General features: G+C 42.7%; 20 protein-coding genes. 11 read left to right on the top strand and 9 right to left on the bottom strand.

The annotated features are described in order from the left end of the window. The first annotated feature begins 1 nt into the window (after nt 1). The 3 genes from MTO98_RS10365 to MTO98_RS10355 all read left to right on the top strand — a co-directional run bounded on the left by MTO98_RS10365 (nt 2) and on the right by MTO98_RS10355 (nt 2858). Nucleotides 2–937, top strand: a complete 936-nt coding sequence (locus MTO98_RS10365; protein ID WP_243486581.1) for a phosphatase PAP2 family protein — start codon at nt 2–4, stop codon at nt 935–937. 453 nt (nt 938–1390) lie between these two features. Further along, nucleotides 1391–2191, top strand: coding sequence for a tetratricopeptide repeat protein (locus tag MTO98_RS10360; RefSeq protein ID WP_243486580.1), 801 nt, complete (start codon nt 1391–1393; stop codon nt 2189–2191). A 109-nt stretch (nt 2192–2300) separates the two neighbouring features. After that, on the top strand, nt 2301–2858 hold the full coding sequence (locus MTO98_RS10355; protein ID WP_243486579.1) for a CAP domain-containing protein: 558 nt from the start codon (nt 2301–2303) through the stop codon (nt 2856–2858). A 142-nt stretch (nt 2859–3000) separates the two neighbouring features. Here the strand turns inward: MTO98_RS10355 and MTO98_RS10350 are convergent, their stop codons facing one another. The 4 genes from MTO98_RS10350 to MTO98_RS10335 form a co-directional block, all read right to left on the bottom strand. After that, nucleotides 3001–3240 (bottom strand): DUF1456 family protein, encoded by a 240-nt coding sequence (locus tag MTO98_RS10350; protein WP_243486578.1) that lies wholly within the window; start codon nt 3238–3240, stop codon nt 3001–3003. A gap of 22 nt (nt 3241–3262) precedes the next feature. Then, a complete protein-coding gene (locus MTO98_RS10345) occupies nt 3263–4564 on the bottom strand; it encodes a DEAD/DEAH box helicase (RefSeq protein WP_243486577.1) in 1302 nt (433 codons plus the stop codon). Nucleotides 4565–4763: 199 nt separating this feature from the next. After that, entirely contained in the window at nt 4764–5033 is a 270-nt protein-coding gene (locus MTO98_RS10340) for a hypothetical protein (RefSeq protein ID WP_243486576.1), read from the bottom strand. 58 nt (nt 5034–5091) lie between these two features. Then, the gene (locus MTO98_RS10335; RefSeq protein ID WP_243486575.1) at nt 5092–5769 is read right to left on the bottom strand and encodes a pseudouridine synthase; all 678 of its coding nucleotides are present in this window, start codon (nt 5767–5769) and stop codon (nt 5092–5094) included. 284 nt (nt 5770–6053) lie between these two features. Between MTO98_RS10335 and MTO98_RS10330 the strand changes: the two genes are divergently transcribed. Beyond that, nucleotides 6054–7202 (top strand): acyltransferase family protein, encoded by a 1149-nt coding sequence (locus MTO98_RS10330; protein ID WP_243486574.1) that lies wholly within the window; start codon nt 6054–6056, stop codon nt 7200–7202. Nucleotides 7203–7406: 204 nt separating this feature from the next. On the opposite strand, the gene rlmF is transcribed toward MTO98_RS10330, so the two are convergent. Together rlmF and MTO98_RS10320 are read right to left on the bottom strand one after the other, a co-directional pair. Next, nucleotides 7407–8369, bottom strand: coding sequence for a 23S rRNA (adenine(1618)-N(6))-methyltransferase RlmF (gene rlmF / locus MTO98_RS10325; RefSeq protein WP_243486573.1), 963 nt, complete (start codon nt 8367–8369; stop codon nt 7407–7409). 23 nt (nt 8370–8392) lie between these two features. Beyond that, nucleotides 8393–8863 (bottom strand): nucleoside triphosphate pyrophosphohydrolase family protein, encoded by a 471-nt coding sequence (locus MTO98_RS10320; protein ID WP_199719449.1) that lies wholly within the window; start codon nt 8861–8863, stop codon nt 8393–8395. Nucleotides 8864–9129: 266 nt separating this feature from the next. Here MTO98_RS10320 and MTO98_RS10315 point away from each other — a divergent pair, with 266 nt between their 5' ends. Together MTO98_RS10315 and MTO98_RS10310 are read left to right on the top strand one after the other, a co-directional pair. After that, entirely contained in the window at nt 9130–9441 is a 312-nt protein-coding gene (locus MTO98_RS10315) for a hypothetical protein (RefSeq protein WP_243486572.1), read from the top strand. A gap of 186 nt (nt 9442–9627) precedes the next feature. Beyond that, the gene (locus MTO98_RS10310; protein ID WP_243486571.1) at nt 9628–10212 is read left to right on the top strand and encodes an RNA polymerase sigma factor; all 585 of its coding nucleotides are present in this window, start codon (nt 9628–9630) and stop codon (nt 10210–10212) included. Nucleotides 10213–10224: 12 nt separating this feature from the next. Here MTO98_RS10310 and MTO98_RS10305 read toward each other — a convergent pair whose 3' ends face one another. Continuing rightward, the gene (locus MTO98_RS10305; protein WP_243486570.1) at nt 10225–10782 is read right to left on the bottom strand and encodes a dihydrofolate reductase family protein; all 558 of its coding nucleotides are present in this window, start codon (nt 10780–10782) and stop codon (nt 10225–10227) included. A 175-nt stretch (nt 10783–10957) separates the two neighbouring features. Between MTO98_RS10305 and MTO98_RS10300 the strand changes: the two genes are divergently transcribed. The 5 genes from MTO98_RS10300 (at nt 10958) to MTO98_RS10280 (ending at nt 18381) form a co-directional block, all read left to right on the top strand. Continuing rightward, the gene (locus tag MTO98_RS10300; RefSeq protein ID WP_243486569.1) at nt 10958–11950 is read left to right on the top strand and encodes a FecR family protein; all 993 of its coding nucleotides are present in this window, start codon (nt 10958–10960) and stop codon (nt 11948–11950) included. 62 nt (nt 11951–12012) lie between these two features. Continuing rightward, nucleotides 12013–14673, top strand: a complete 2661-nt coding sequence (locus MTO98_RS10295) for a TonB-dependent receptor (protein WP_243486568.1) — start codon at nt 12013–12015, stop codon at nt 14671–14673. A 4-nt stretch (nt 14674–14677) separates the two neighbouring features. Then, nucleotides 14678–15499 (top strand): DUF4249 domain-containing protein, encoded by an 822-nt coding sequence (locus tag MTO98_RS10290; RefSeq protein ID WP_243486567.1) that lies wholly within the window; start codon nt 14678–14680, stop codon nt 15497–15499. A gap of 286 nt (nt 15500–15785) precedes the next feature. Next, nucleotides 15786–16490, top strand: coding sequence for a 3'-5' exonuclease (locus tag MTO98_RS10285; protein ID WP_243486566.1), 705 nt, complete (start codon nt 15786–15788; stop codon nt 16488–16490). Next, nucleotides 16474–18381, top strand: a complete 1908-nt coding sequence (locus MTO98_RS10280; protein WP_243486565.1) for a DUF294 nucleotidyltransferase-like domain-containing protein — start codon at nt 16474–16476, stop codon at nt 18379–18381. Before MTO98_RS10285 ends, MTO98_RS10280 begins: the two co-directional genes overlap by 17 nt. A gap of 104 nt (nt 18382–18485) precedes the next feature. Here the strand turns inward: MTO98_RS10280 and MTO98_RS10275 are convergent, their stop codons facing one another. Next, a complete protein-coding gene (locus MTO98_RS10275) occupies nt 18486–19244 on the bottom strand; it encodes a polysaccharide biosynthesis/export family protein (protein ID WP_243486564.1) in 759 nt (252 codons plus the stop codon). 76 nt (nt 19245–19320) lie between these two features. Further along, nucleotides 19321–20481, bottom strand: coding sequence for a DUF1972 domain-containing protein (locus MTO98_RS10270; protein ID WP_243486563.1), 1161 nt, complete (start codon nt 20479–20481; stop codon nt 19321–19323). Nucleotides 20482–20621: the final 140 nt, after the last annotated feature.

Here is a 20621-nt window from a genome sequence, read left to right as displayed (position 1 = left end):
AATGACCAAAGCCAACAACGGCGTAACGGTAAATATCCGGTCGATAATTATTGTTTCGCTGCTTTCCATTGCTTACCTGGCGCTTTCAACGTTTCTTATTGGGTACAAACCGGATGAGCTTACGCTGGTACTTATTTTTAATGTGCTTTTCTATGCATCGGCCATAACCCGCAAGTTTATACTGGGCTTCACTATTTTTATAGTGTACTGGATCATTTTTGATTACATGAAGGCCTTCCCCAATTATAACTACAACCCAGTACATATAGCGCAGCTTTATAATGCAGAAAAATATTTATTTGGCATCCATTTTAATGGCAAACTGCTCACTCCTAACGAATACTGGCTGGCCAATAGCAACACTTTTATCGACGTTGTGTCAGGCCTCTTCTATCTGTGCTGGATCCCCGTACCGCTGGGCTTTGCTGCTTACCTGTTTTTCAAAAACAAAAAACAGTTCCTCAATTTTTCGTTAACATTTGTTCTGGTAAACATATTAGGTTTCATAGTATACTATACCTACCCTGCAGCACCGCCATGGTTTGTTCAATACCACGGCTTCCATTTTATTCCGTTAACCATGGGCAATACGGCAGGGCTGGCCAGGTTTGATGCTTATTTTCACGCCGGCATTTTTAAAAATATTTACACCAAAGGCTCAAACGTGTTTGCAGCCATGCCATCGCTGCATTCCTCCTACCCGGTGATTGTACTTTACTACGGCCTCAAAAACAGGCTGGGGCTGGCCAACATCTTCTTTGCTATAGTAACCGTTGGAATTTGGTTTACGGCTGTTTATGCAAGTCACCATTACGTACTTGACGTGCTTGCGGGCATTACCTGTGCAGCATTAGGAATTACCTTGTATAACGTGTTGTTAAAGAAATTCGCCGGATTAAGATCGGCTTTGAATAATTACGAACGCGTGATTTCTTAGAAGCTGTTTAAAATTGATGAGTGTCTTCTACATGTAGATAGAACTTCATAGCCGTTGGTTTTAACCAATGGAACAATGAGTACCGATAAGAGGGCTTCAGCCCAAATCTGTACGCGTAATTGGGCTAAAGCCAAGACATTTCAACTTGTTTATCGTTGGTTAAAACCAACGGCGATGAACATTTTGCATTTTTAAACAGCTTCTTAGCACCCTGCCAAAGCATAAAATCTGTTTTTGTATACAATTTCATGTATCAAAGCAGATTCTGTGGAAACGTGCAAACAATTGTTGATTAATATTTTCAAGGCTATCTTCCTGAAAAACAGCCAATACAGCTCAAAAACAAACAAAAAGCTACAAAACTTTGATGAACACACATTAAAGCAGACTTAAACAGGCACGCTATTTGCCTAATTATAAGCAGATTATTGTTATTTTCGGGTAATCTGTTATATGAAGAGACTTACTACCTTACTTTTTATTCTGACAGCCACATTTAAATTATCAGCACACGCCGGTGATCTTGACAGCCTTAAGCAAAAATTACAGGTTACCAGCGACTCATTAAAGGGCCCTATCTATACCCAGATAGCTGCCTGCTATTTAAATTACGATACCGTATCAACCCGGCGGATGAAATACTATTTTCAAACCGAGGCACTCAATTATACTATGCTTGCACTTCATAGCTACTCAAGCTATAATGACACTTTAGGCTTGCGTACAAGCTTTAATGCGCTGGCTAAGGTTTACCGCTCGCAGCGTAAGTTTAGCCAGGCCAAGTGGTTCATTTTACAGTCGAACACCATCTCAAGGCAAATAAAGGATACACTTAATATCATTACTTCGCTTGTTGAACTTGCAGCCATTAAAAGCGATATAAAAGATTATAAGCTAAGCAAGAAAGACCTGAATGATGCCCTCGCTTTATCGCTCAAAACCCGCGACCCTAAAAAGGAATCGGTTGTACAGGTGGGCTATGCCGAACTGTACCGCAAAATGAACGATTTTGATAAAGCTGCCGAGGCTATTAAACGTCATGAGTTTCTGGACGATAGTCTCAACCAGGTCACTGTCGACAGTATTGCTAAAGTAGTTGCTTCGGATTCAATAAAGATCAAAAAGAAAGATTCGGTACTGGCCAAAAAAAAAGTGTATACCTCCAACTGGAAGCGCAGGCCAATGCTAAGATACGCCAGGCACATAACCTCATTATCTTTCTCATCGTCATCACTCTTATTCTCGTCGTTATAACATTAATCATCATTTACCGGCGAAGAAAAACCGGCAGATGGCGTTCGGCTATCAGGCGGCCAAAACAATAATTTAAACCACAAGCGTTTAAGATTGTCAAACTATCAAGATGAAGAAATTAGTTGTATTTTTTGCTGCGTTGATATCTTTTGGTGATACCTACGGCCAAAGCAGCAGGCAATTCAGAACGGAGTTTTTAAACAGCATTAATGCTACCCGCCAAAAGGGTTGCAATTGCGGCAATAAATATTTTCCGCCTGTCCCTCCCCTTACCTGGAATAATGACCTTGAAGATGCAGCGGCAGGCCATGCCAAAGATATGGCGCTTAAAAACTATTTCAGTCATGATAGCCAGGATGGCCGCAGTATGGAAGACCGCATTGTTTACGCCGGTTATAAATTTAAAGGTTTCAAAAGTTTTGCCATAGGCGAAAACATAGCACAGGGGCAACAAAGTATTGCAGAAGTGATGGCAGGCTGGTTTAAAAGCGAAGGCCACTGCCGTAACCTCATGAACCCCGACTTTAAAGAAGTTGGCGTAGCCGAATATAAAACCTACTGGGTACAGGATTTCGGTGGCCGTACCTCATTTTCGGCTCAGCAGCAAAAGCTGATTAAATCAGGGAGATACAGGCTAATTCAGGAAAAACCTGTAGAAGGGCATTGAACCGAGATTTTACGGATTTTTCGGATGACAGGATTAACTTGTCCGCTTGCAGATTTTTTCTGAACCATGATTTTCGGAATTTGAGGATTATTGCAAATCAAATCCAATTAATCCAAAAAATCTCCCCAAATCCCGGTTCAGATTACTCCGCCTTCGGTTTTGGTTCCCTTGGGCCGCGTTTGTAAATGATCAGGCCATTCAGGAAGTTACGAAGAATCTGGTCGCCGCAGGGTTTAAAGTTGGGGTGGTCATCAGCGCGGAATATGGCACCTATTTCGGCTTTGGTGATCCTGAAATTGACAAGCTCTAAAACTTTGATAATATCATCATCAGTAAATTTCATGGCCACCCGCAGCTTTTTCATGATATCGTTGTTGCTCATTGTATCTATCTTTTAAACAAAATTACCTCGAAATTTCCATCTTCACCTTTTTGCCTTTAATTTTTTCGGCTTTTACCTGTTTTACTACACCTTCTATCTTGTCGCGCTTTATGGCAGCATATGATGAGTAGTCAAGTACTTCTATCAGGCCGAGGTCATCCTTTGCCAAACCGCCCTTTTTAAGCAGCAGGCCTACTATATCTACTTTGTTAACCTTATCCTTTTTCCCGGCAGCTATGTACAACGTAACCCATGGCGATGCAGGCGGATGTATCAGCTTTTCGGGCAGTTGTTCAACCTCTGGCAATTGTTTTAAATAAGGCAGCTTTTCATCAGGCGTAAGCATCAGGTATGATGTCCCTTTGGCATTCATACGTGCTGTACGACCGTTGCGATGCAAAAACGCCTCCTCATTATGAGGCAGCTGGTAATGCACCACATATTCTATTTCGGGGATATCCAACCCACGTGAAGCCAGATCGGTAGTGATCAGCAAACGGTGACTTCCGTTTCTGAATTTTAACAGGGCCCGCTCACGGTCATCCTGTTCCATACCGCCATGAAAAACATCATGCTCCAGCCCTTTATACCAAAGCAGTTCGCTGATCCGGTCTACAGCCTCCCGGTGGTTGCAAAACACCAGGGTTGCTTTATTCCCTATTTTACAGATCAGGGCAAACAGTGCATCCAGTTTGTCGGCCGCTTCAGATATCACAGCTTTCTGTTTAATATCCGGGGCAGAAGTTACATTACTTAAAAAATTCACTTCAACAGGCCTGGTAATACCAGTAAATTCAGGGATCTCGTCCATTTTGGTGGCCGAGGTAAGGATCCTCTTTTTAACAGCAGGCAACTGCCTGATGATATAAGCCATATCTTCCTGGAAACCGAATTCAAGTGCTTTATCAAACTCATCGAGAATGAGCGTACGTACAGTATCGGTACTGAAATTCTCTTCGCGCAGGTGAAAGGCAATCCTCCCCGGCGTGCCAACCAAAACTGCTGGTGGATGTGATAGGTTATTACGCTCTATTTTTACAGCATGACCGCCATAACAGCAATTAATCTTAAAGCCGGTGCCCATCGATTTCCAAACCTGCTCAATTTGCAAGGCAAGCTCACGCGATGGTACCAGGATCATTACCTGGACAGTAGCAACACCAGCATCAAGCAGGTTAAGCAGCGGCAATAAAAAACCCAATGTTTTCCCTGAACCCGTAGGTGACAGAAGTATTACATCGCCCTTTTTAGCGGCACTAAGCGCGGCAAGCTGCATGGGGTTAAGGGCAGTTATGCCGAGGTTACTCAATGCCTTATCAATCATGATTTGTTTTTGTTGAGGTGCAAAGATACGGTAAATATTATTGGCACTATTTAAGCGGTATTGCCCGTGCAGGTTCAAGCGTCGACGCTTGAACCATTCGAAAAGTTAAGCGTCCACGCTTAACTTAAACCGGGAGCGTGGACGCTCCTATTCGTTAGCATTCAAGCGAAGGACGCTTGAACGTGCGTACCTAACACTCCTACTCCGCTACCTCGGCGCTAAAATTATGTTTGATAAATCTTGCTATCTTTTTTGCTTCCCGATGGCTTAAGTCGCCCATACAGGTATATTCCCACTCGTGCATATCGTCGTCAAAAACAATATCTCCAAGATCTGTTTCGCCCTCACTTAACCTAAACACACCCATCGCATACTCATGTGTGCCGGGCATCAGCTGGTGTACCGCTTCAATTCTGATCTGGCGTATACCATCTTCGGTATCCAGATCATAAATCACCGACTTTTCCATGTATCAACTACAATTTCAAACCGGTTTTGTTTAAATATTTGCTTTAAGATTAATACAATTACCAGCCCATGATTTCCATAACACGTGCAAATTCCGGTTGAAGTGCGGCCTGTATCTTTACTTCTCCTCCGGTTACAGGGTGTATAAATACTAATTGCGAGGCATGCAGCAACATGGTGGTCATTTCCCACTGTTCCAAAAACAACTTATTTTGTTTATTGCAGCCATGCGTGCGGTCGCCTATAATGGGGTGAAAAATATGACTCAAATGTTTGCGAAGCTGATGCATGCGTCCGGTAGTGGGCACAGCTTCAACCAATGAGTATCGTGAAGTGGGATGCTTGCCAAAAGCAATATCAAGTTCTGCACGTTTAAGGGTGGTGTAACTCGTAAATGCATCCTGCAGGGTGCCGTTCTCCTTGCGTAACGGATAATCAATGCTTTCCGCATCGGGTGTATGTCCCCGTACTATGGCCAGGTATTTTTTGCTTACCTGGTTTTCCATAAAGGCTTTTTGCATGGCAATCTCAACCTCTTTATTAAAGGCAAAAAGCAGAATGCCCCCTGTTTTACGATCGATACGGTGAACAGGGTTAACTTTCATACCAATCTGGTCGCGGAGCAGTTGCAGAGCAAACTCTGACGCATCGGCCGCTATGGATGAACGGTGTACCAGTAACCCGTGCGGCTTGTTGATGGCAATCAGGTGCTCATCGCGGTATATGATCTCTAACATTGGCATAATTACAAGGCTGCGAATTTACGGCAGCATTTTGGTTTTATTTTAAAATCTTTGTTTTACCTGTAGAGACGCATAATTGCGTCTCCCGCGTGCAAATTGCGGTAGGTTAAACGCTGTGCAAAACGGCATGTCCTACGGGGGACGCAATTATGCGTCTCTACATAAAATGCCTGAATCTTTTTAAATAGATTATAAAAGCCAATCGATGTAAAAAAATAATTTTAAATAGTATGGCTTTTACTATCTTTAGTTCAAAACCTAAAAATACAATTAAACTAATGGCTATCACAGCAAACCAGGCAAGCGCCAAACAGGCCGACGACATAAACGCGGCCCCTACCCGCTTATTTTCATTGGATGCCCTTCGCGGCTTCGATATGTTTTGGATCATGGGCGGCGAAGAGATTTTTCACGGTATGGCCAAAGCCACCGGCTCACCTTTTTGGGGCGCTATAGCCAACCAGTTTACCCATCCGGATTGGAATGGTTTTCACCTGTATGATCTTATTTTCCCGCTATTCCTATTTATGGCTGGTGTATCAACGCCGTTTTCTGTAGGGCGCGAACTGGAGAAAGGTAAAACTCGTCAGCAATTATTACTACGGGTTATTAAGCGGGCATTTATTTTGGTGCTGCTTGGCCTTGTTGTCAACAACGGAATAAAAATTATGCCGATTTCAGAGATCCGGTTCCCGAGTGTGCTTGGTCGTATTGGTATTGCTTATATGTTTGCCAATATCATTTACCTGTATAGTAAAGAGCGCTGGCAAATGTTTTGGTTTTGCTTTTTCATTATCGGCTATTGGCTGCTACTTAAATTCACTTCAGCCCCGGGCTTTCCTATTGGTGACCTCACCATGAAAGGCAACTTTGCCTCATACGTTGACCGCAGCATTTTACCGGGCCGATTATACTTAGGCATTCATGATCCCGAAGGACTTTTCTCAACCATCCCGGCTATCAGCACTGGCATATTAGGCATACTTACCGGTATCCTGCTTAAAAAAGGCGGCATTACGCAAATGCGCAAAGTAGCTACTATGGCTGTGGTTGGTGTGATCTTCCTGATCCTCGCCCAGATCTGGAACCTTGATTTCCCGATCAACAAAAACCTGTGGACAAGCTCATTTGTGCTGCACGTAGGGGGATTAAGCTTATTGCTGATGGCACTATTTTATTATATCATTGATGTAAAAGGCTATAAGAAATGGGCCTTTTATTTTAGGGTGATAGGCATGAACTCCATTCTCATTTATATCTCCGGTCACTTCATTAAATGGGAATATACCACCGAAGGTTTCTTTGGATGGATAGGCCAGTTAGTTGGCGATCCGTTTAATATTGTAGTAATGGCTATTTGCTATGTGATGGTGAAATGGCTGTTCCTGTATTATTTATATACCAAGAAGACGTTTTTGAGGGTCTGAACCGCTGATGAGATATGATTTCGCGGATTGCGTTGATTTTTTCTGAACCGGGATTAAAAAGATTGAAGGATTATAGGATTTTATGGCATCCGACAAATCCTTCAATTAAAAAAATTCGATGTTAAAGTAAAATCCGCTCCATCCTGAAAATCCCCCTCAAATCCAGGTTCAAACATCAGCGAAATCAACGTAATCACAAATAAATCAACGGTCGGCTTTACCCCACGCCTGTTGTTCCTCCGACGTTAAGTAAGTCCAGGCCATGATGCGGCTTGCTTTTTGGCCTTGCGACATGTTGATGGTTTGCACATCTTTAACACCCTCTTTTTGAAGGGCGTTGTATAAGATGCGGAGGTTCTCCTTCTTAGAGACAAGCGTGGTGAACCACAAAACCTGCTTTTCAAAAACCTTGCTTTGCGCAGCCATCAACTTCAGAAAAGCTGCTTCACCGCCAGGATACCAAAGCTCGGTGTTTTGGCCTCCGAAATTGAGTATAGGTTGTTTATCTTTCCTTAAACCCAGGTTATCCCATTTACGGGCCGAACCGGCAGCCGCTTCTTTAGCCGAAGCATGGAATGGTGGGTTACAGATAGTAAGATCAAATAACTCTCCAGGCTTGATGATCCCTTTAAAGATATCGGCCTTTTTACTTTGCTGCCTTAATTCAACAGCGACCTTTAAGTGGCTGTTTTGCTCAATAATACTTTGTGCCGATGCCATAGCTTCCAGTTCGAGCTCGGAACCCACAAAGTTCCAGCCGTACTCTTTGAAACCTACTATAGGGTAAACAAGATTAGCACCCGTTCCGATATCAAGCACACGTACTTTCCGGCCTTTGCGTACAACCCCATCATTAACAGATGCAAGCAGATCTGCAGCATAGTGAATATAATCTGCACGGCCCGGTATAGGCGGGCACAAAAAGCCTTCGGGGATATCCCAATGGTTTACACTGTAGTAATGTTGCAACAATGCCTTGTTAAGCGTTTTTACCGCCTCCGGGTTGGCAAAATTGATAGTAAAATTATCGTATTCATTGGTACGCACAAATTGCCTTAAGGCTGGCGTGGTTTTTATTAATGCCTTAAAATCATACCCCTCGCGGTGCTTATTACGTGGGTGCATATTGGTTTTAGCCTCGGGCTGATTGGGTTCTTGTGCTGACAATGGAATAGTGTTTTGATATATAATTAACCTACGATACCTTTCAGATCGGCAGGCGAATAATTGATAGATTTTAATGTTTTATGATCAGATGTACGGTAAACCAGGTACAGGCCGTCTATCTCTTTATAATATGCATCTGTATTGGCCGTATTTTTATAATGTTCGATGGTTTTTTCGGCTTCTTCAACTGTTTTGCATGCCTTGCTCATATTTGAGCGATGTACCTCATCAAACAGTTCCTTAAATTTTGAACCAAGGCCAAACTCCAATACCGCTCCTGATAATACATATTGCAGATCGCAAAGGGCGTCGGCTACCTCAACCATATTATTATCATTAACGGCCTGCTGCAACTCTTTCAATTCTTCGGCAATAAGCTCGATACGCAAATCGCTGCGTCCTTTTGAGGGTATTGCAGGTTTTTCAACTATAGGGTGCTTAAAAGTGGTATGAAACTCGGCTACCTGTGTTAATGCGCTTAAATCTTTGATCATGTTGTTTTAGGGCGATAAATAAACGGCTAAGTTATGAATTAACTTAAAGGCTTTCAAAAAATTAGTGCAAGCCGTACCGGCCAGCAACTTTATAAAATAAGAAAATAAATAAGCACTACCGTACTAATATCATTGATTATCAATTAATAAAAAATTAACATTCATAACATTTGTTAACATAAACATAATATTAAAAATACATTACATTAACCTAACTTTGCAGCGCGGCAGAAAAAACTCCGCTTCAATTGATTTAATCCACTCACATGAAAAATATAAAAGATAAGGCTGCTATAAAACAGGCTCGTAAAACTCTAAAAAAACAATTAAAAGAAAAATTAGTAATTCAGATTGAAGCAATTGTAAGTGAATTTGGGCCCGACGTTCAAAAAACAAAAAAAGCGATTGACAAGGCTGCAAAAAATCTTGCAAAAACATTGTCGGCCAAATTAAGCCCTGAAGTACATGCAGTTCCGGCCGAACCCAAAGTTAAAAAAGAGAAAAAAGCTGAAGAAGCTACCCATGTAAAAGCAGCAGGCAAAAAAGCTAAAGCTACCGAAGCCGAGCCAACTGCTTAATAAAAGTCAATAATATATTTCGTTTATTTCTAAATCCGGAAAGCCAATTATTTAAGCTTCGCTTAAATAATTGGCTTTTTTTCGTTTTACAAAATTGAACCTGCACGTAACATTTACCCGGGCTAAAACTCTAACTTTGAAATTCCTATTGAAGTAAATGTCAGCACCAGTCCGAAAAATGTAAGCATGCCCATCCCCACTATATCCAAAAATACCGACGAACAGTTATTACAACTGATAGCCAGCGACAACCGCGACGCCTTCACCGAGCTGTATAACCGGTATTGGGATAAAACCTTTGCAGTTGCCTATCATCGTTTGGATGATGAGCATGAAGCCGAAGAAGTAGTTCAGGAAGTATTTTTGAGCATTTGGCAACGCCGGGCAAGCCTTAAGTTAACTCATACCATGGCTACCTATCTTTCGGTAGCGGTTAAGTACAAGGTGATCAATCATCTTGATCGCCAGTACAGGCAGCAGCAGCATTTGGATGAACTTGCATTTACCTCCATCGAAACAGAGGATACAACTATGCAATGGCTGGAGGAGAAAGAACTTCGCGAACTGCTTGACCACAGCATCGGCCAGCTTCCCGAAAAATGCCGGATCGTATTCCTGCTTAGCCGTCACGAAAATAAAACCTATGCCGAAATAGCGTCAGCATTGGGTATATCACAAAAAACTGTTGAGGCGCATATGTCAAAGGCATTAAGTTCAATACGTCAATCGCTTGGTGTTTCCTTACCGGTGCTAATTTTACTACTTAGTTAACCTTAGGCCCGGCTACTGTTGTTTAAAGTAATGAAGCGCAATACAGCCCGATTCAAGTATTTTTGATTCTATTAGCTTTAAGCCCAGGTTCTCCTTTAAGCCTTTGGCTTCCAGCAACCCTCTCCCTTCACCTACTATTACCGGATGTATAACAAAATAAAACTCATCAACCAGGCCACGTTCTATTATTTGCAGCGGCAGGTTTACACCGCCTATCGAAATATTACCTCCAGGTTGCTGTTTTAGTTTGAGGATCTCATCGCCGGGATCGGCTTGAGTAATTCTCGTATTTTTTTCGCCAGTACCAGTTAGTGTACGTGAAAAAACAACTTTATCAATGGCGTCAAATGTTTTTGCAAAGTCACTGTCTGCTTTGCTTGCGTTTGGATCTTTTGCAACATCGGGCCAGTAAGGAACCATTAATTCGTAGGTGGTACGTCCGTATACAATCAGGTCAACACCCTGCATAAGCTGCGTAAAATATTGCAGTATATCATTACCACCGCCAAACTTGGTGTGGTCGCAGCAACCATCTAAACTCAGGTTGATGCCATAGATCACTTTTCTCATGGATCGGTTTTTGTTTGGTTCAGTTAAAATTAACAATTTTTCGGTCGGTATACCTTCCCCCGGTTTCCACCGCAAAAAAATAAAATACCATCAGTAAAAATATTTTTCATTTTCCACTAAGGGTATTTCCATCCGTCCATGACTATATGTGCAAAAGGTTGAAAGATCAGTTACAATGGCAAACAATACCTATAACGTAAAAGAGCTTGCTCATAAGTTAATGCAAGGCACCATCAGTCAGGATGAAAAAATCTGGCTCGACGCATGGTATACCAATTTTAACGATGAGGAAGTTTTGTTATCTGCCTCAAAACACCAAAATCCCGAACAGCTGCGGGAAAATATTTTGAGTAAGATAACCGCGCGAATGGAAACGCCGGGGAAACCCGCGCGTAAGGTAATTACCCTATGGCGAAGCATAGCTGCTGCAGCGGCCGTGGTATTGCTGGTTACATTTGCAGCACTTTACAAAAACGAGGTATTGGAGGTAATTGATCCTGCAAAACAGGTTGAACTGGTAACCGCTCCGGGCAAACATAAACAAATCAGTTTACCCGATGGTACCCGGATCTGGCTTAGCCCCGGCAGCAAGATCAGCTACCCTGATAAGTTCAGGACCAAAGAGCGACTGGTAAAGCTGGAAGGTGAGGCATTTTTTGATGTTGTGCATGATGAAGATCATCCTTTCGTGATCCAATCGGGCCAGCTTAAAACCGTTGTGCTGGGTACCAGTTTCAACATCAAGGCCTACCCCGACCAAATCATATCCGAAGTAACCGTCATCAGCGGAAAAGTAGCTGTACAGGAACATAACCTGCCCAAAAGCAAACAGGCTATCATGGTACGTAATCAACAGGCTGTTTACAACAAAAACAACAGATCGTTGATTAAACAGGATTATCCAAATGCCTCAAAATTCCTGTTACAGCGCACCGGCTTGTTCAGTTATGACGGTACCCCCCTGAACACCATTGCCGATCACCTTTCGCTCCAATATGGCATCCGCATAAATCTCGCTCCGGGTATTGCTCAAAAAGGATTTTATGGGCATATAAACACTAATGAGCCGGTGGATAAAACATTGAACAAACTTTGCGCCGTAATGGACCTTGGCTGGCGCAAGCTTGATAATAGCTACTACCTGCAACCTTTACCACCCAACAATTAACTTTTTCATTTTTAAAACATCCCCAAAAAGGAGAACAAACACATCAACAATTTAGAGCATTTATGAAAACCAACAGACCGGCATGGGTATCCGTGCTGATTTGCGAAATAACGCGAACACCCCTCCGAACGGCACTTTGTATGTTGTTACTTTTAATGTTAACACATAACACAGTGCAAGCCCAGGGACCTTTAGATAAAACCGTTACTATAAGTATAAATAACGAACCACTGAAGCAGGCCTTAGATAAGATCACCGCCGCCAGCGGTATAAGATTCACTTATAACGAAACTGTTGCCAAAAGCACGGTAAAGATCAGCATCAACGCAAAAAATCAGCCATTGGGTGACGTATTGCGTAAAGCGCTTGCACCGCATCCTTTTAGTTTTAGCTTGCTTGATGATGAAGTACTGATTAAATACGATGCTGGCAAGGTAAAAAAGCAGTCCGCCGGCACCGATGGCAAATACACGGTGAGCGGTACCATTAAATCAAAACAAACAGGCGAAACGATCATTGGCGCAAGTATCAGGGTTACTAATGCAAACGCAGGTACATCAAGTAACGAATATGGCTTTTATTCGATAACCCTGCCAGCCGGCGATCATGAAATTACAGTTAGCGCTATGGGGCAAAAAACTATAGTAATGCCTGTATCACTCAGCGGTAACCAAAGGGTAGATATTGCCCTTGAAGATAATTCACAACTACTGCAGGAAGTAACCATTAAAGCTGCTCCGGCTGGTGCCCGCGACCTTGCCAGCCCGCAAATGGGTGTTGAGCACCTCAGTATCCAGGAAACCAAAAACATTCCCGTATTGCTTGGCGAGCGCGATGTGATCAAAACCATCCAATTGCTGCCGGGCATCAAATCGGCCGGGGAAGGCAGCGGCGGCTTTTTTGTACGCGGCGGAGCAACTGATCAAAACCTGATCCTGCTTGATGAAGCGCCGGTATACAACGCATCGCACCTGCTGGGCTTCTTTTCTACCTTTAACTCCGACGCCATCAAAAACATGAATATTTATAAAGGCGATATGCCTGCACAATATGGCGGCAGGTTATCATCAGTTTTGGATGTTAAAATGAATGATGGCAACAACCAAAAATTTGGCGTAAGCGGTGGTATTGGCCTTATAGCAGCACGGATCAATGTGGAAGGCCCTATTCAAAAAGGTAAATCATCTTTCCTGATCTCGGCCCGGAGAACTTATGCCGATGCGTTTTTAAAGCTATCTAAAGATAGTGTAGCCAAAAACAGCCAGCTTTATTTTTATGATATTAACGCCAAAGCCAATTATGTTTTAGGGGATAAAGACCGTTTATTTATTTCGGGATATTTTGGGAAAGATGTGCTCAGCGCCGCCGATATAGCCGGTATAAACTGGGGAAATACCACGGCCACCCTACGCTGGAACCATATTTTCAATAACCAACTGTTTTCAAACACCTCGCTCATTTACAGCAACTATGACTATAAGCTGAATATCAAGCAGGACGTGAACGAGTTCAATATCTATTCGCAAATACGCGACTTTAACTTTAAAGAAGATATGCAATGGTACGCAGGCCAAAAAAACACAATAAGCTTTGGCGTCAACAGCATTTACCACACCATTAAACCAGGCGAAATTTCGGCTACGGGCAACTCAGGTATCATATCGCAAAACCTTCAAAACAGGTATGCCCTTGAAAACGCAGCCTATGTAACTAACACATGGAAGGCAACAGATCGCTTTACCTTAACCTATGGTGTACGCCTGTCGGCCTTTACCATACTGGGCTCGGGCGATTATTATGATATCGATGCCGACGGCAACATCGTCGGTTCAAAACATTACACTTCCGGCCAGGAGGTTAAAACCTATGTTAACCTGGAGCCCCGTGTTGCGGCAGCTTTCCAGCTAAACGATGTAAGCTCTATCAAAGCATCATATGCCAGGAACGCGCAAAACCTGCATTTGATCTCCAACTCCAATTCGGGTTCGCCAACGGATAAATGGGTTGCCAGCACCAACCTCATTAAACCAGAACTGGCCGACCAGTTTTCCGTTGGATATTATAAAGATTTCAACGAACACAACTATGAATTTACGGTTGAAAGCTATTATAAGAAACTCCAAAACCAGATAGATTACCGCAACGGAGCCAATGTATTCACTAACCAGCCTATAGAAACGCAGTTGCTTTTTGGCAAGGGCCGCGCCTATGGTGCCGAGTTTTTGCTAAAAAAGAAAGCAGGCAGGCTTACCGGCTGGATCAGCTATACACTGTCAAAATCCGAACGGATGATTGATGGCATCAATAATAATCAATGGTACAATGCACGGCAGGACCGCACCCACGATATAGCCATTGTGGCCATGTATAAAGCCAGCGACAAATGGACATTCTCGGCCAATTTTGTTTATTATACAGGCGATGCCGTTACCTTCCCGAGCGGCAAATACCAGGTTGACGGCGTAACTTATTACTATTACACCAACCGCAATGCCGACAGGATGCCGGCATACCACCGCTTAGATCTGGGTGCTACCAAGCAGCTCAAGAAAACTGCAAAATTTCAATCTGATTTAACCTTCAGCCTTTACAATGCTTACGGTAACCCTAACGCATATCGCATATTCTTCCGCGATAACAAGACGGATGCGAGCCGCACAGAAGCTGTACGTACCACTTTATTCACCTTTGTACCTTCGGTAACCTATAACTTTAAATTTTAAGCCGATGAAAAGCACTATAAAATATATAACCATTATCTTTTTTACTGCAACCCTAAGCAGTTGCGAAAAGGCCATCGACCTTAAACTGAAAGATACTGCCCCGCAATATGTAGTTGAAGGAGTATTGACCGACGAAGCGGGTGCCTGTAAGGTATTATTAAGCCAAACCAAAAACTTTACTGATAATAATGATTTCAACGGCATCAGCGGTGCTACCGTCACTATTGCCGACGATAATAATAATGTTTACCCGCTTACGGCTACAAGTGCCGGCGTTTACCAAAACAACACAATAACGGGTATCCCCGGTCACACCTATCAGCTAAGTGTTAATATTGATGGCAAAACTTTCACTTCAAGCTGTTTAATGCATCCCGCGGTTCCTTTAGATAGTATTTACCTGGTTAAAGACGAACTTATAAATAACAAAGACGGCACCCCGCGCAAATATGTAACTGTACAATACAACGACCCTGCAGCTACCAAAAACTATTATCGCTTTACACAGTACGTAAATGGCCGCAAAGAAGAATCAATTATGCTGGAAGATGACGAATTTACAAACGGGCAGGAAGTGAACAATAACCTTAGGTTCAGCAATGACAATGATAACCCGGCAAGGGACATCCGCCCCGGCAACCAGGTAACTATCGAGATGATGAGCATTGACCAGGCCGTTTATAAATACTTTTACAGTCTCAGCAACAGTGCCAACGGCGATGGCAACAATGCTGCCCCGGCCAATCCAATAACCAATATAAAAGGCGGTGCACTGGGTTATTTTAGCGTGCATACTGTGGAGAGAAAGACTTTGACAGCGCCGTAAGCTGGTTCAAGTTTAGCGACGGCGTAACTTGGCCCCCAAACCGGTGAAGCATTCTGCTTCACCGGTTTGGGGTAAATCGCTTCCGTTATTCAATCCGCTTCCAAACAAGGATTGTTTAACTCAAGCTGAAAGCTTAAGTCATTTTAGGACGAAGTTACGCTATCGCTAAACTTCTACCAGTAACGAACACCCGCCATAGTGGGTGTTTTTCATTTAAACCATTATTTCTCCGCAGGGAATTTGTTGCCTGTTATCTGGCATTCAAATAAATTCATAAATTTAGCATGTGCAAGATTACCTTTTATTCATAGATACCGAAACCTCCGGCCTGCCCAAAAAGTGGGACCTGCCATATTGTGATAATGATAACTGGCCTTACGCGCTGCAGGTGTCATGGATAGTTTATACCAGCAATATGCAGGAGGTAAAGCGTGAAGATCATTATATTAAGGATAATGACTTTACCATAAGTAAAAAAGCACGTGCAGTTCACGGCCTCACGCAGGAATACCTGGTTGAACACGGCGAATGGCGTAAGGATGTAATGACTATGCTGGCCAATGACCTGCAGGAATACCAGCCCCTGGTAATAGGGCATTTTATTGAGCTTGACCTGAATGTTGCAGGCGTTGAGTTTTACCGTACAGGTATTACTAATCCACTCCAAAACTTAAAAACCTTTTGCACCATGCTGGCAACCACCAAATGGGTACAAAATCCGCAGGTTAAATATTTAAGGTTAAACCAGCTATACGAGGTACTGTTTAACAAAACCTTAGACAGGCAGCACAACGCCCTTGAAGATGCCGAGGCTACTGCCGAATGCTTTTTTGAAATGCTGAAACGCGGTGACATTACCGCAGATAGCGTGGAACACCAGGAAGTTTACCTGCAAAAAATCCGCTCCGAAAAAAAATACCTTTTGCCTGCAGCCATTGTTTTAATTTTGATCATCATCATAGCTTTTTGGTTATATGGTTCAACGTCTTGAATTTTTAAGTAAAGTATCCCCTTTTAACCTGCTCCCGGCCGATGTACTTGAACAAGTAGCCGACCAGCTGCAGGAGATCCGTTATAGTAAGGACACCGTTATTTACCAGCAGGAAGTAACAAAAATGCGCGGCGTAGATATTATTGCCGAAGGCGAATACGAATCCTTTTTTTACGATAGTCAGCAAAACAAGCGTTTGCTGGAACATCACCATCCGGGCTACTGTTATGGTGGTATTTCGGTGTTGCTTAACCGCAAGCAGTCTATCCGTACCGTGATTGCCAGGAAAGGCACTACCGTGTTTTTCCTGCACCGCAAGGATTTCAGGTCGCTATGTAAAGCTTATGAGGATTTTGTACAATACTTTACGGCCGACTTTGGTAAACGCATGCTCAATGATGAGTTTGCACATTTTTACAAGCGTCCCGCAACTTTTGAAGAAAGCTATATAGCTTCCGAACAAATGTATTCGCGCAAGATTGAAAGTATTGAATATCGCGAGATAGTTTCCTGTCCTCAAAGCACCCCTGTTTATGAAGCCGCGCGGCTAATGGCCAAACACAAAGTGAGCTGTATTTTTATCAGGGACGAGCAAAACAACATTGTAGGCTATGTAACTGACATAACGCTGCGCGATAACGTGGTTTCCAAACAGGCCGATACGGCACAGCCCGTTGGCAATGTGATGGATAACCCTATTGTTTGCATCAGTACCAATGCCTATGTATATGAGGCCATTTTAATGATGTTCCGTACCAAAACACGGTACCTGCTCATTAAAAACGGCGATGAGTTTGTAGGCAGCATCAGCAGGAATAAGTTACTGGCCGAGCAGGCGCAATCGCCTCTGGTATTTATTCAATCGGTAAAACAGGCCATATCCGTTCAGGAACTTAAACGTAAATGGGAATCGGTACCCCAAATGGTTACCCAGTTGCTTGGCCGCGGTGTAAATGCCGAAATTGTGAACCAGGTGATCACTACCATTGCAGATACCATTGCGATAAAAGTAATTGAAAACGTAATTGCAGTAATGGGGGAACCACCGGCCAAATTTGTTTTCATGGTGCTTGGAAGCGAGGGCCGCAAAGAACAAACCTTTAAAACCGACCAGGATAACGCCATCATCTACGAAGATAAAGCCAATGAACACCGCGAACTGGTACGCGAATATTTTCTGAGCTTTGCGCAGCAGGTATCCGAAAAGCTGGACCACATAGGCTTTAGCTTTTGTACCGGCGGCTATATGGCCCAAAACCCTAAATGGACGCACTCCCTCTCCCACTGGAAACGAAATTACGAAAGCTGGATGACCGAAGCTGTTCCCGAAACTGTGATCCAGTTCTCCACTTTTTTTGATTGCCGTTACCTGTATGGCGAAGCCAGCATTATGGATGAACTGAAAGAGTTTTTAGACGAAGAACTGCAAAAGCCATTGGGTAAGATCTTTTTCCATATGGCTAAAAACGCTTTGCAGTATGAACCGCCACTCACCTTTTTCAAAAATATTAAAACGTTCACCAAGGGCAGCCAGGAGGTTTTCGACATCAAAAAATCAATGACCCCAATTGTCGACCTGGTGCGCATGTATGCCCTGCGTCACCGTATTTTTGAGGTTAATACCGGCGAGCGATTGAAAGCGCTGAAAGAAAAAGAGGTATTTAACGAAAAAGAGGTTCAGGAACTTATGCAGTCGTATTACTTTTTAATGGGCCTGCGCCTTCGCAACCAGGCCTCCCAAATCATCCAGGATCGCACCGAACCCGACAACTACATTGACCCAGATAAACTAACTAAAATTGAAAAAGTAGCTTTAAAGGAGATTTTTAAAACGATAGATAATTTTCAAACAAGGATAAAGCTGGAGTTTACTAACAATTTGTTTGGGTAGGAATGATTGCCATTAACAACAATCAATGTTTGGGAAGTTTTATGTGAGATGCATCACACGCGTTTCACATAAAACTTCTCAAACAATTTATTAAGAAACGGACCTTACTTTATCGTTGTTATAATAAGTGCTGAGTTAAGCAGCAGCAATATAGGCTGTATCAAGGTCGAAAAATTCTGCAATTTCTCGTTGCGTAAAGATTTCTTGTTTTGTTCAATGTATATAACATCGTTGTTTTGCATCATCATGGCCGGGCTGGATAATGAGGCTACATCACTTAAATCAAGTTCGATGATTTCGGGATTAACAATGCCGCCCCGCACAACCTTAACATGCTTTTCGTTCCCTTTATCTGTAATGCCGCCTGCTTCGCCAAGCATATCTATCAAACTGGCGTTATCTTTTATTAATGGGTAATTGCCGGGCCTCCTCACCTCACCAAGTACTGTAACTTTAAGGTTAATGATCTTTACATCAATAATAGGGTCTTTGATAAGATTTTTGCCGTACAGGTCCTGAATTTTATTGGCGGCTTCCAGTCTTGATAAACCATCAACCTTTACCCGCCCAATTACCGGCAATGCCACGGAGCCGTCTTCGGCCACTTCATAACTTTGCCCCACGGCAGCAGCACCGCCACCTGATGATGAGGGGGCAGCACCGGCCCCCGTCGGGACATCATCAACAATGTATTTAATGTTTTGCAGGTTACGTACCTGCAAAACATCCTGCGGCTTTATCTTATATGTTTCGGCATTGCCTTTAAAACCTGCAATTGGCGAAGCCGCATCTTTCTTTTCAAGGAAAGCCTGATTTTGCTTGTAAGAACAAGAGCTACAAAAACACAGCAGCAAAAATGCCATTAAAGTCAATTTTAACGGCAGGGGGAAATAATGTTTGATCATTGTTTTATTGGGGGGAAAAATAAAATCGGGTTATTTAAGCGTTCTTTAGAAATAATGCAACTTCCACATTTCCAGGCACAGCAGGCTGAGTTTTCACAGTACTTAGTTTTATGCTTTCGAAATGGCTGGCATACTGGTTCACTATATTTTCGCAGGTATAAATTGTTTTGATTTTACCCGTGTTATTGGCCAAAAAATGCCCGTATGCTCCATCACTCTTACTTGCCACACGTAAGTGTTCTGCTACATCCATAGCTGTATTAAAATAAAAGGCATCATCGCCCAATACGGCGCGGTTAAACTTATTGTCATGCGAGCAAATAAGACCGTTTGAAGCCATTGCTTCAAGCAATGAAGGGTTTGTGCCCCCAACGGTGTGCCCGTGGAAATACAAATTGGAATAGTAACGCAGGTTGTTAAGCTTCTCCATATCATAAATGCCACCCACAAACCTTATTTTGCTATATGGTGCAAACTTCAATTTAAGATATTCACCAAAATCATTGGCCGTGTTACCAACTACAAGGAACGGTCTTCCCCTATCGGCCCTTACAACACCGTCAAGTATCGTTTCTACGCTATTTTCGGGCTCCATCCTTGCAATCAGCATATCATATCCATGAGCCTTGATACCATACTCCTGTAGTATTTCGGGTTCTGGATTATCGAATAACGCTGCACCGTAAGGGATAAAAGTTGCCTCTTTTTTATATTTATTTCCTAAATAGCGCTGTATCTCGGTTGAATCGGCAATCAGGTGGTCGCTGTATTTTACGGCAAGTTTTTCGGCAAAATGTAAAAAGCGCTGAACAGGCTTTGAGTATTTTGCCCGCTTCCACTCCAGCCCATCCATATTGGTAGTCACAACCGTATTACGCGGAAAAAGCCATGACCAAACCGAGCTGCTGGTATAACCTAATTGCAGTATGATATCAAAATTGCTTTTCCGCAGATCCCTGATACAATTGAGATCATAAAAAAACTGGCCAACAGTACCCAGCTTACATTCCGGATCATAACAATGCCGTATTTCCACGCCATTCCATTCTTTTTGTTGGTAGGGATGATTATGTGAGTTGTAAACTACAACTTCATACCCCTTTTTCGCTAAACCTACCGATAAATATTCGGCACATTGTTCAAAACCACCGTAATGATTGGGGATACCTCTGGTTCCAATAATAGCAATCCTCATAAGCCAAAATTTTGATATTATATAAATATTAATTTTAAATACATTAACTTTAATAACTGTTATAAAACCAGCTTTAAAACTAACGAATGACTAATATTACGCACAAAAACGCAATTTTGATGCCTTTTAAGGGTATATGA

The organism is Mucilaginibacter sp. SMC90 (assembly GCF_022811725.1).
Classification (GTDB): Bacteria; Bacteroidota; Bacteroidia; order Sphingobacteriales; family Sphingobacteriaceae; genus Mucilaginibacter.
This window is presented reverse-complemented; position numbering and strand designations above follow the sequence as displayed.

What these genes read in the sequence shown, in the direction of transcription:
- MTO98_RS10320 (WP_199719449.1), bottom strand. Translation starts at nt 8,863, where the DNA reads ATGATCAAAGATTTAAGCGCATTAACACAGGTAGCCGAGTTTCATACC.
- MTO98_RS10305 (WP_243486570.1), bottom strand. Translation starts at nt 10,782, where the DNA reads ATGAGAAAAGTGATCTATGGCATCAACCTGAGTTTAGATGGTTGCTGC.
- MTO98_RS10270 (WP_243486563.1), bottom strand. Translation starts at nt 20,481, where the DNA reads ATGAGGATTGCTATTATTGGAACCAGAGGTATCCCCAATCATTACGGT.
- MTO98_RS10355 (WP_243486579.1), top strand. Translation starts at nt 2,301, where the DNA reads ATGAAGAAATTAGTTGTATTTTTTGCTGCGTTGATATCTTTTGGTGAT.
- MTO98_RS10345 (WP_243486577.1), bottom strand. Translation starts at nt 4,564, where the DNA reads ATGATTGATAAGGCATTGAGTAACCTCGGCATAACTGCCCTTAACCCC.
- MTO98_RS10360 (WP_243486580.1), top strand. Translation starts at nt 1,391, where the DNA reads ATGAAGAGACTTACTACCTTACTTTTTATTCTGACAGCCACATTTAAA.
- MTO98_RS10280 (WP_243486565.1), top strand. Translation starts at nt 16,474, where the DNA reads ATGGTTCAACGTCTTGAATTTTTAAGTAAAGTATCCCCTTTTAACCTG.
- MTO98_RS10300 (WP_243486569.1), top strand. Translation starts at nt 10,958, where the DNA reads ATGGCAAACAATACCTATAACGTAAAAGAGCTTGCTCATAAGTTAATG.
- MTO98_RS10335 (WP_243486575.1), bottom strand. Translation starts at nt 5,769, where the DNA reads ATGTTAGAGATCATATACCGCGATGAGCACCTGATTGCCATCAACAAG.
- MTO98_RS10295 (WP_243486568.1), top strand. Translation starts at nt 12,013, where the DNA reads ATGAAAACCAACAGACCGGCATGGGTATCCGTGCTGATTTGCGAAATA.
- MTO98_RS10365 (WP_243486581.1), top strand. Translation starts at nt 2, where the DNA reads ATGACCAAAGCCAACAACGGCGTAACGGTAAATATCCGGTCGATAATT.
- MTO98_RS10290 (WP_243486567.1), top strand. Translation starts at nt 14,678, where the DNA reads ATGAAAAGCACTATAAAATATATAACCATTATCTTTTTTACTGCAACC.
- MTO98_RS10350 (WP_243486578.1), bottom strand. Translation starts at nt 3,240, where the DNA reads ATGAGCAACAACGATATCATGAAAAAGCTGCGGGTGGCCATGAAATTT.
- MTO98_RS10275 (WP_243486564.1), bottom strand. Translation starts at nt 19,244, where the DNA reads ATGGCATTTTTGCTGCTGTGTTTTTGTAGCTCTTGTTCTTACAAGCAA.
- MTO98_RS10310 (WP_243486571.1), top strand. Translation starts at nt 9,628, where the DNA reads ATGCCCATCCCCACTATATCCAAAAATACCGACGAACAGTTATTACAA.
- MTO98_RS10315 (WP_243486572.1), top strand. Translation starts at nt 9,130, where the DNA reads ATGAAAAATATAAAAGATAAGGCTGCTATAAAACAGGCTCGTAAAACT.
- MTO98_RS10330 (WP_243486574.1), top strand. Translation starts at nt 6,054, where the DNA reads ATGGCTATCACAGCAAACCAGGCAAGCGCCAAACAGGCCGACGACATA.
- MTO98_RS10340 (WP_243486576.1), bottom strand. Translation starts at nt 5,033, where the DNA reads ATGGAAAAGTCGGTGATTTATGATCTGGATACCGAAGATGGTATACGC.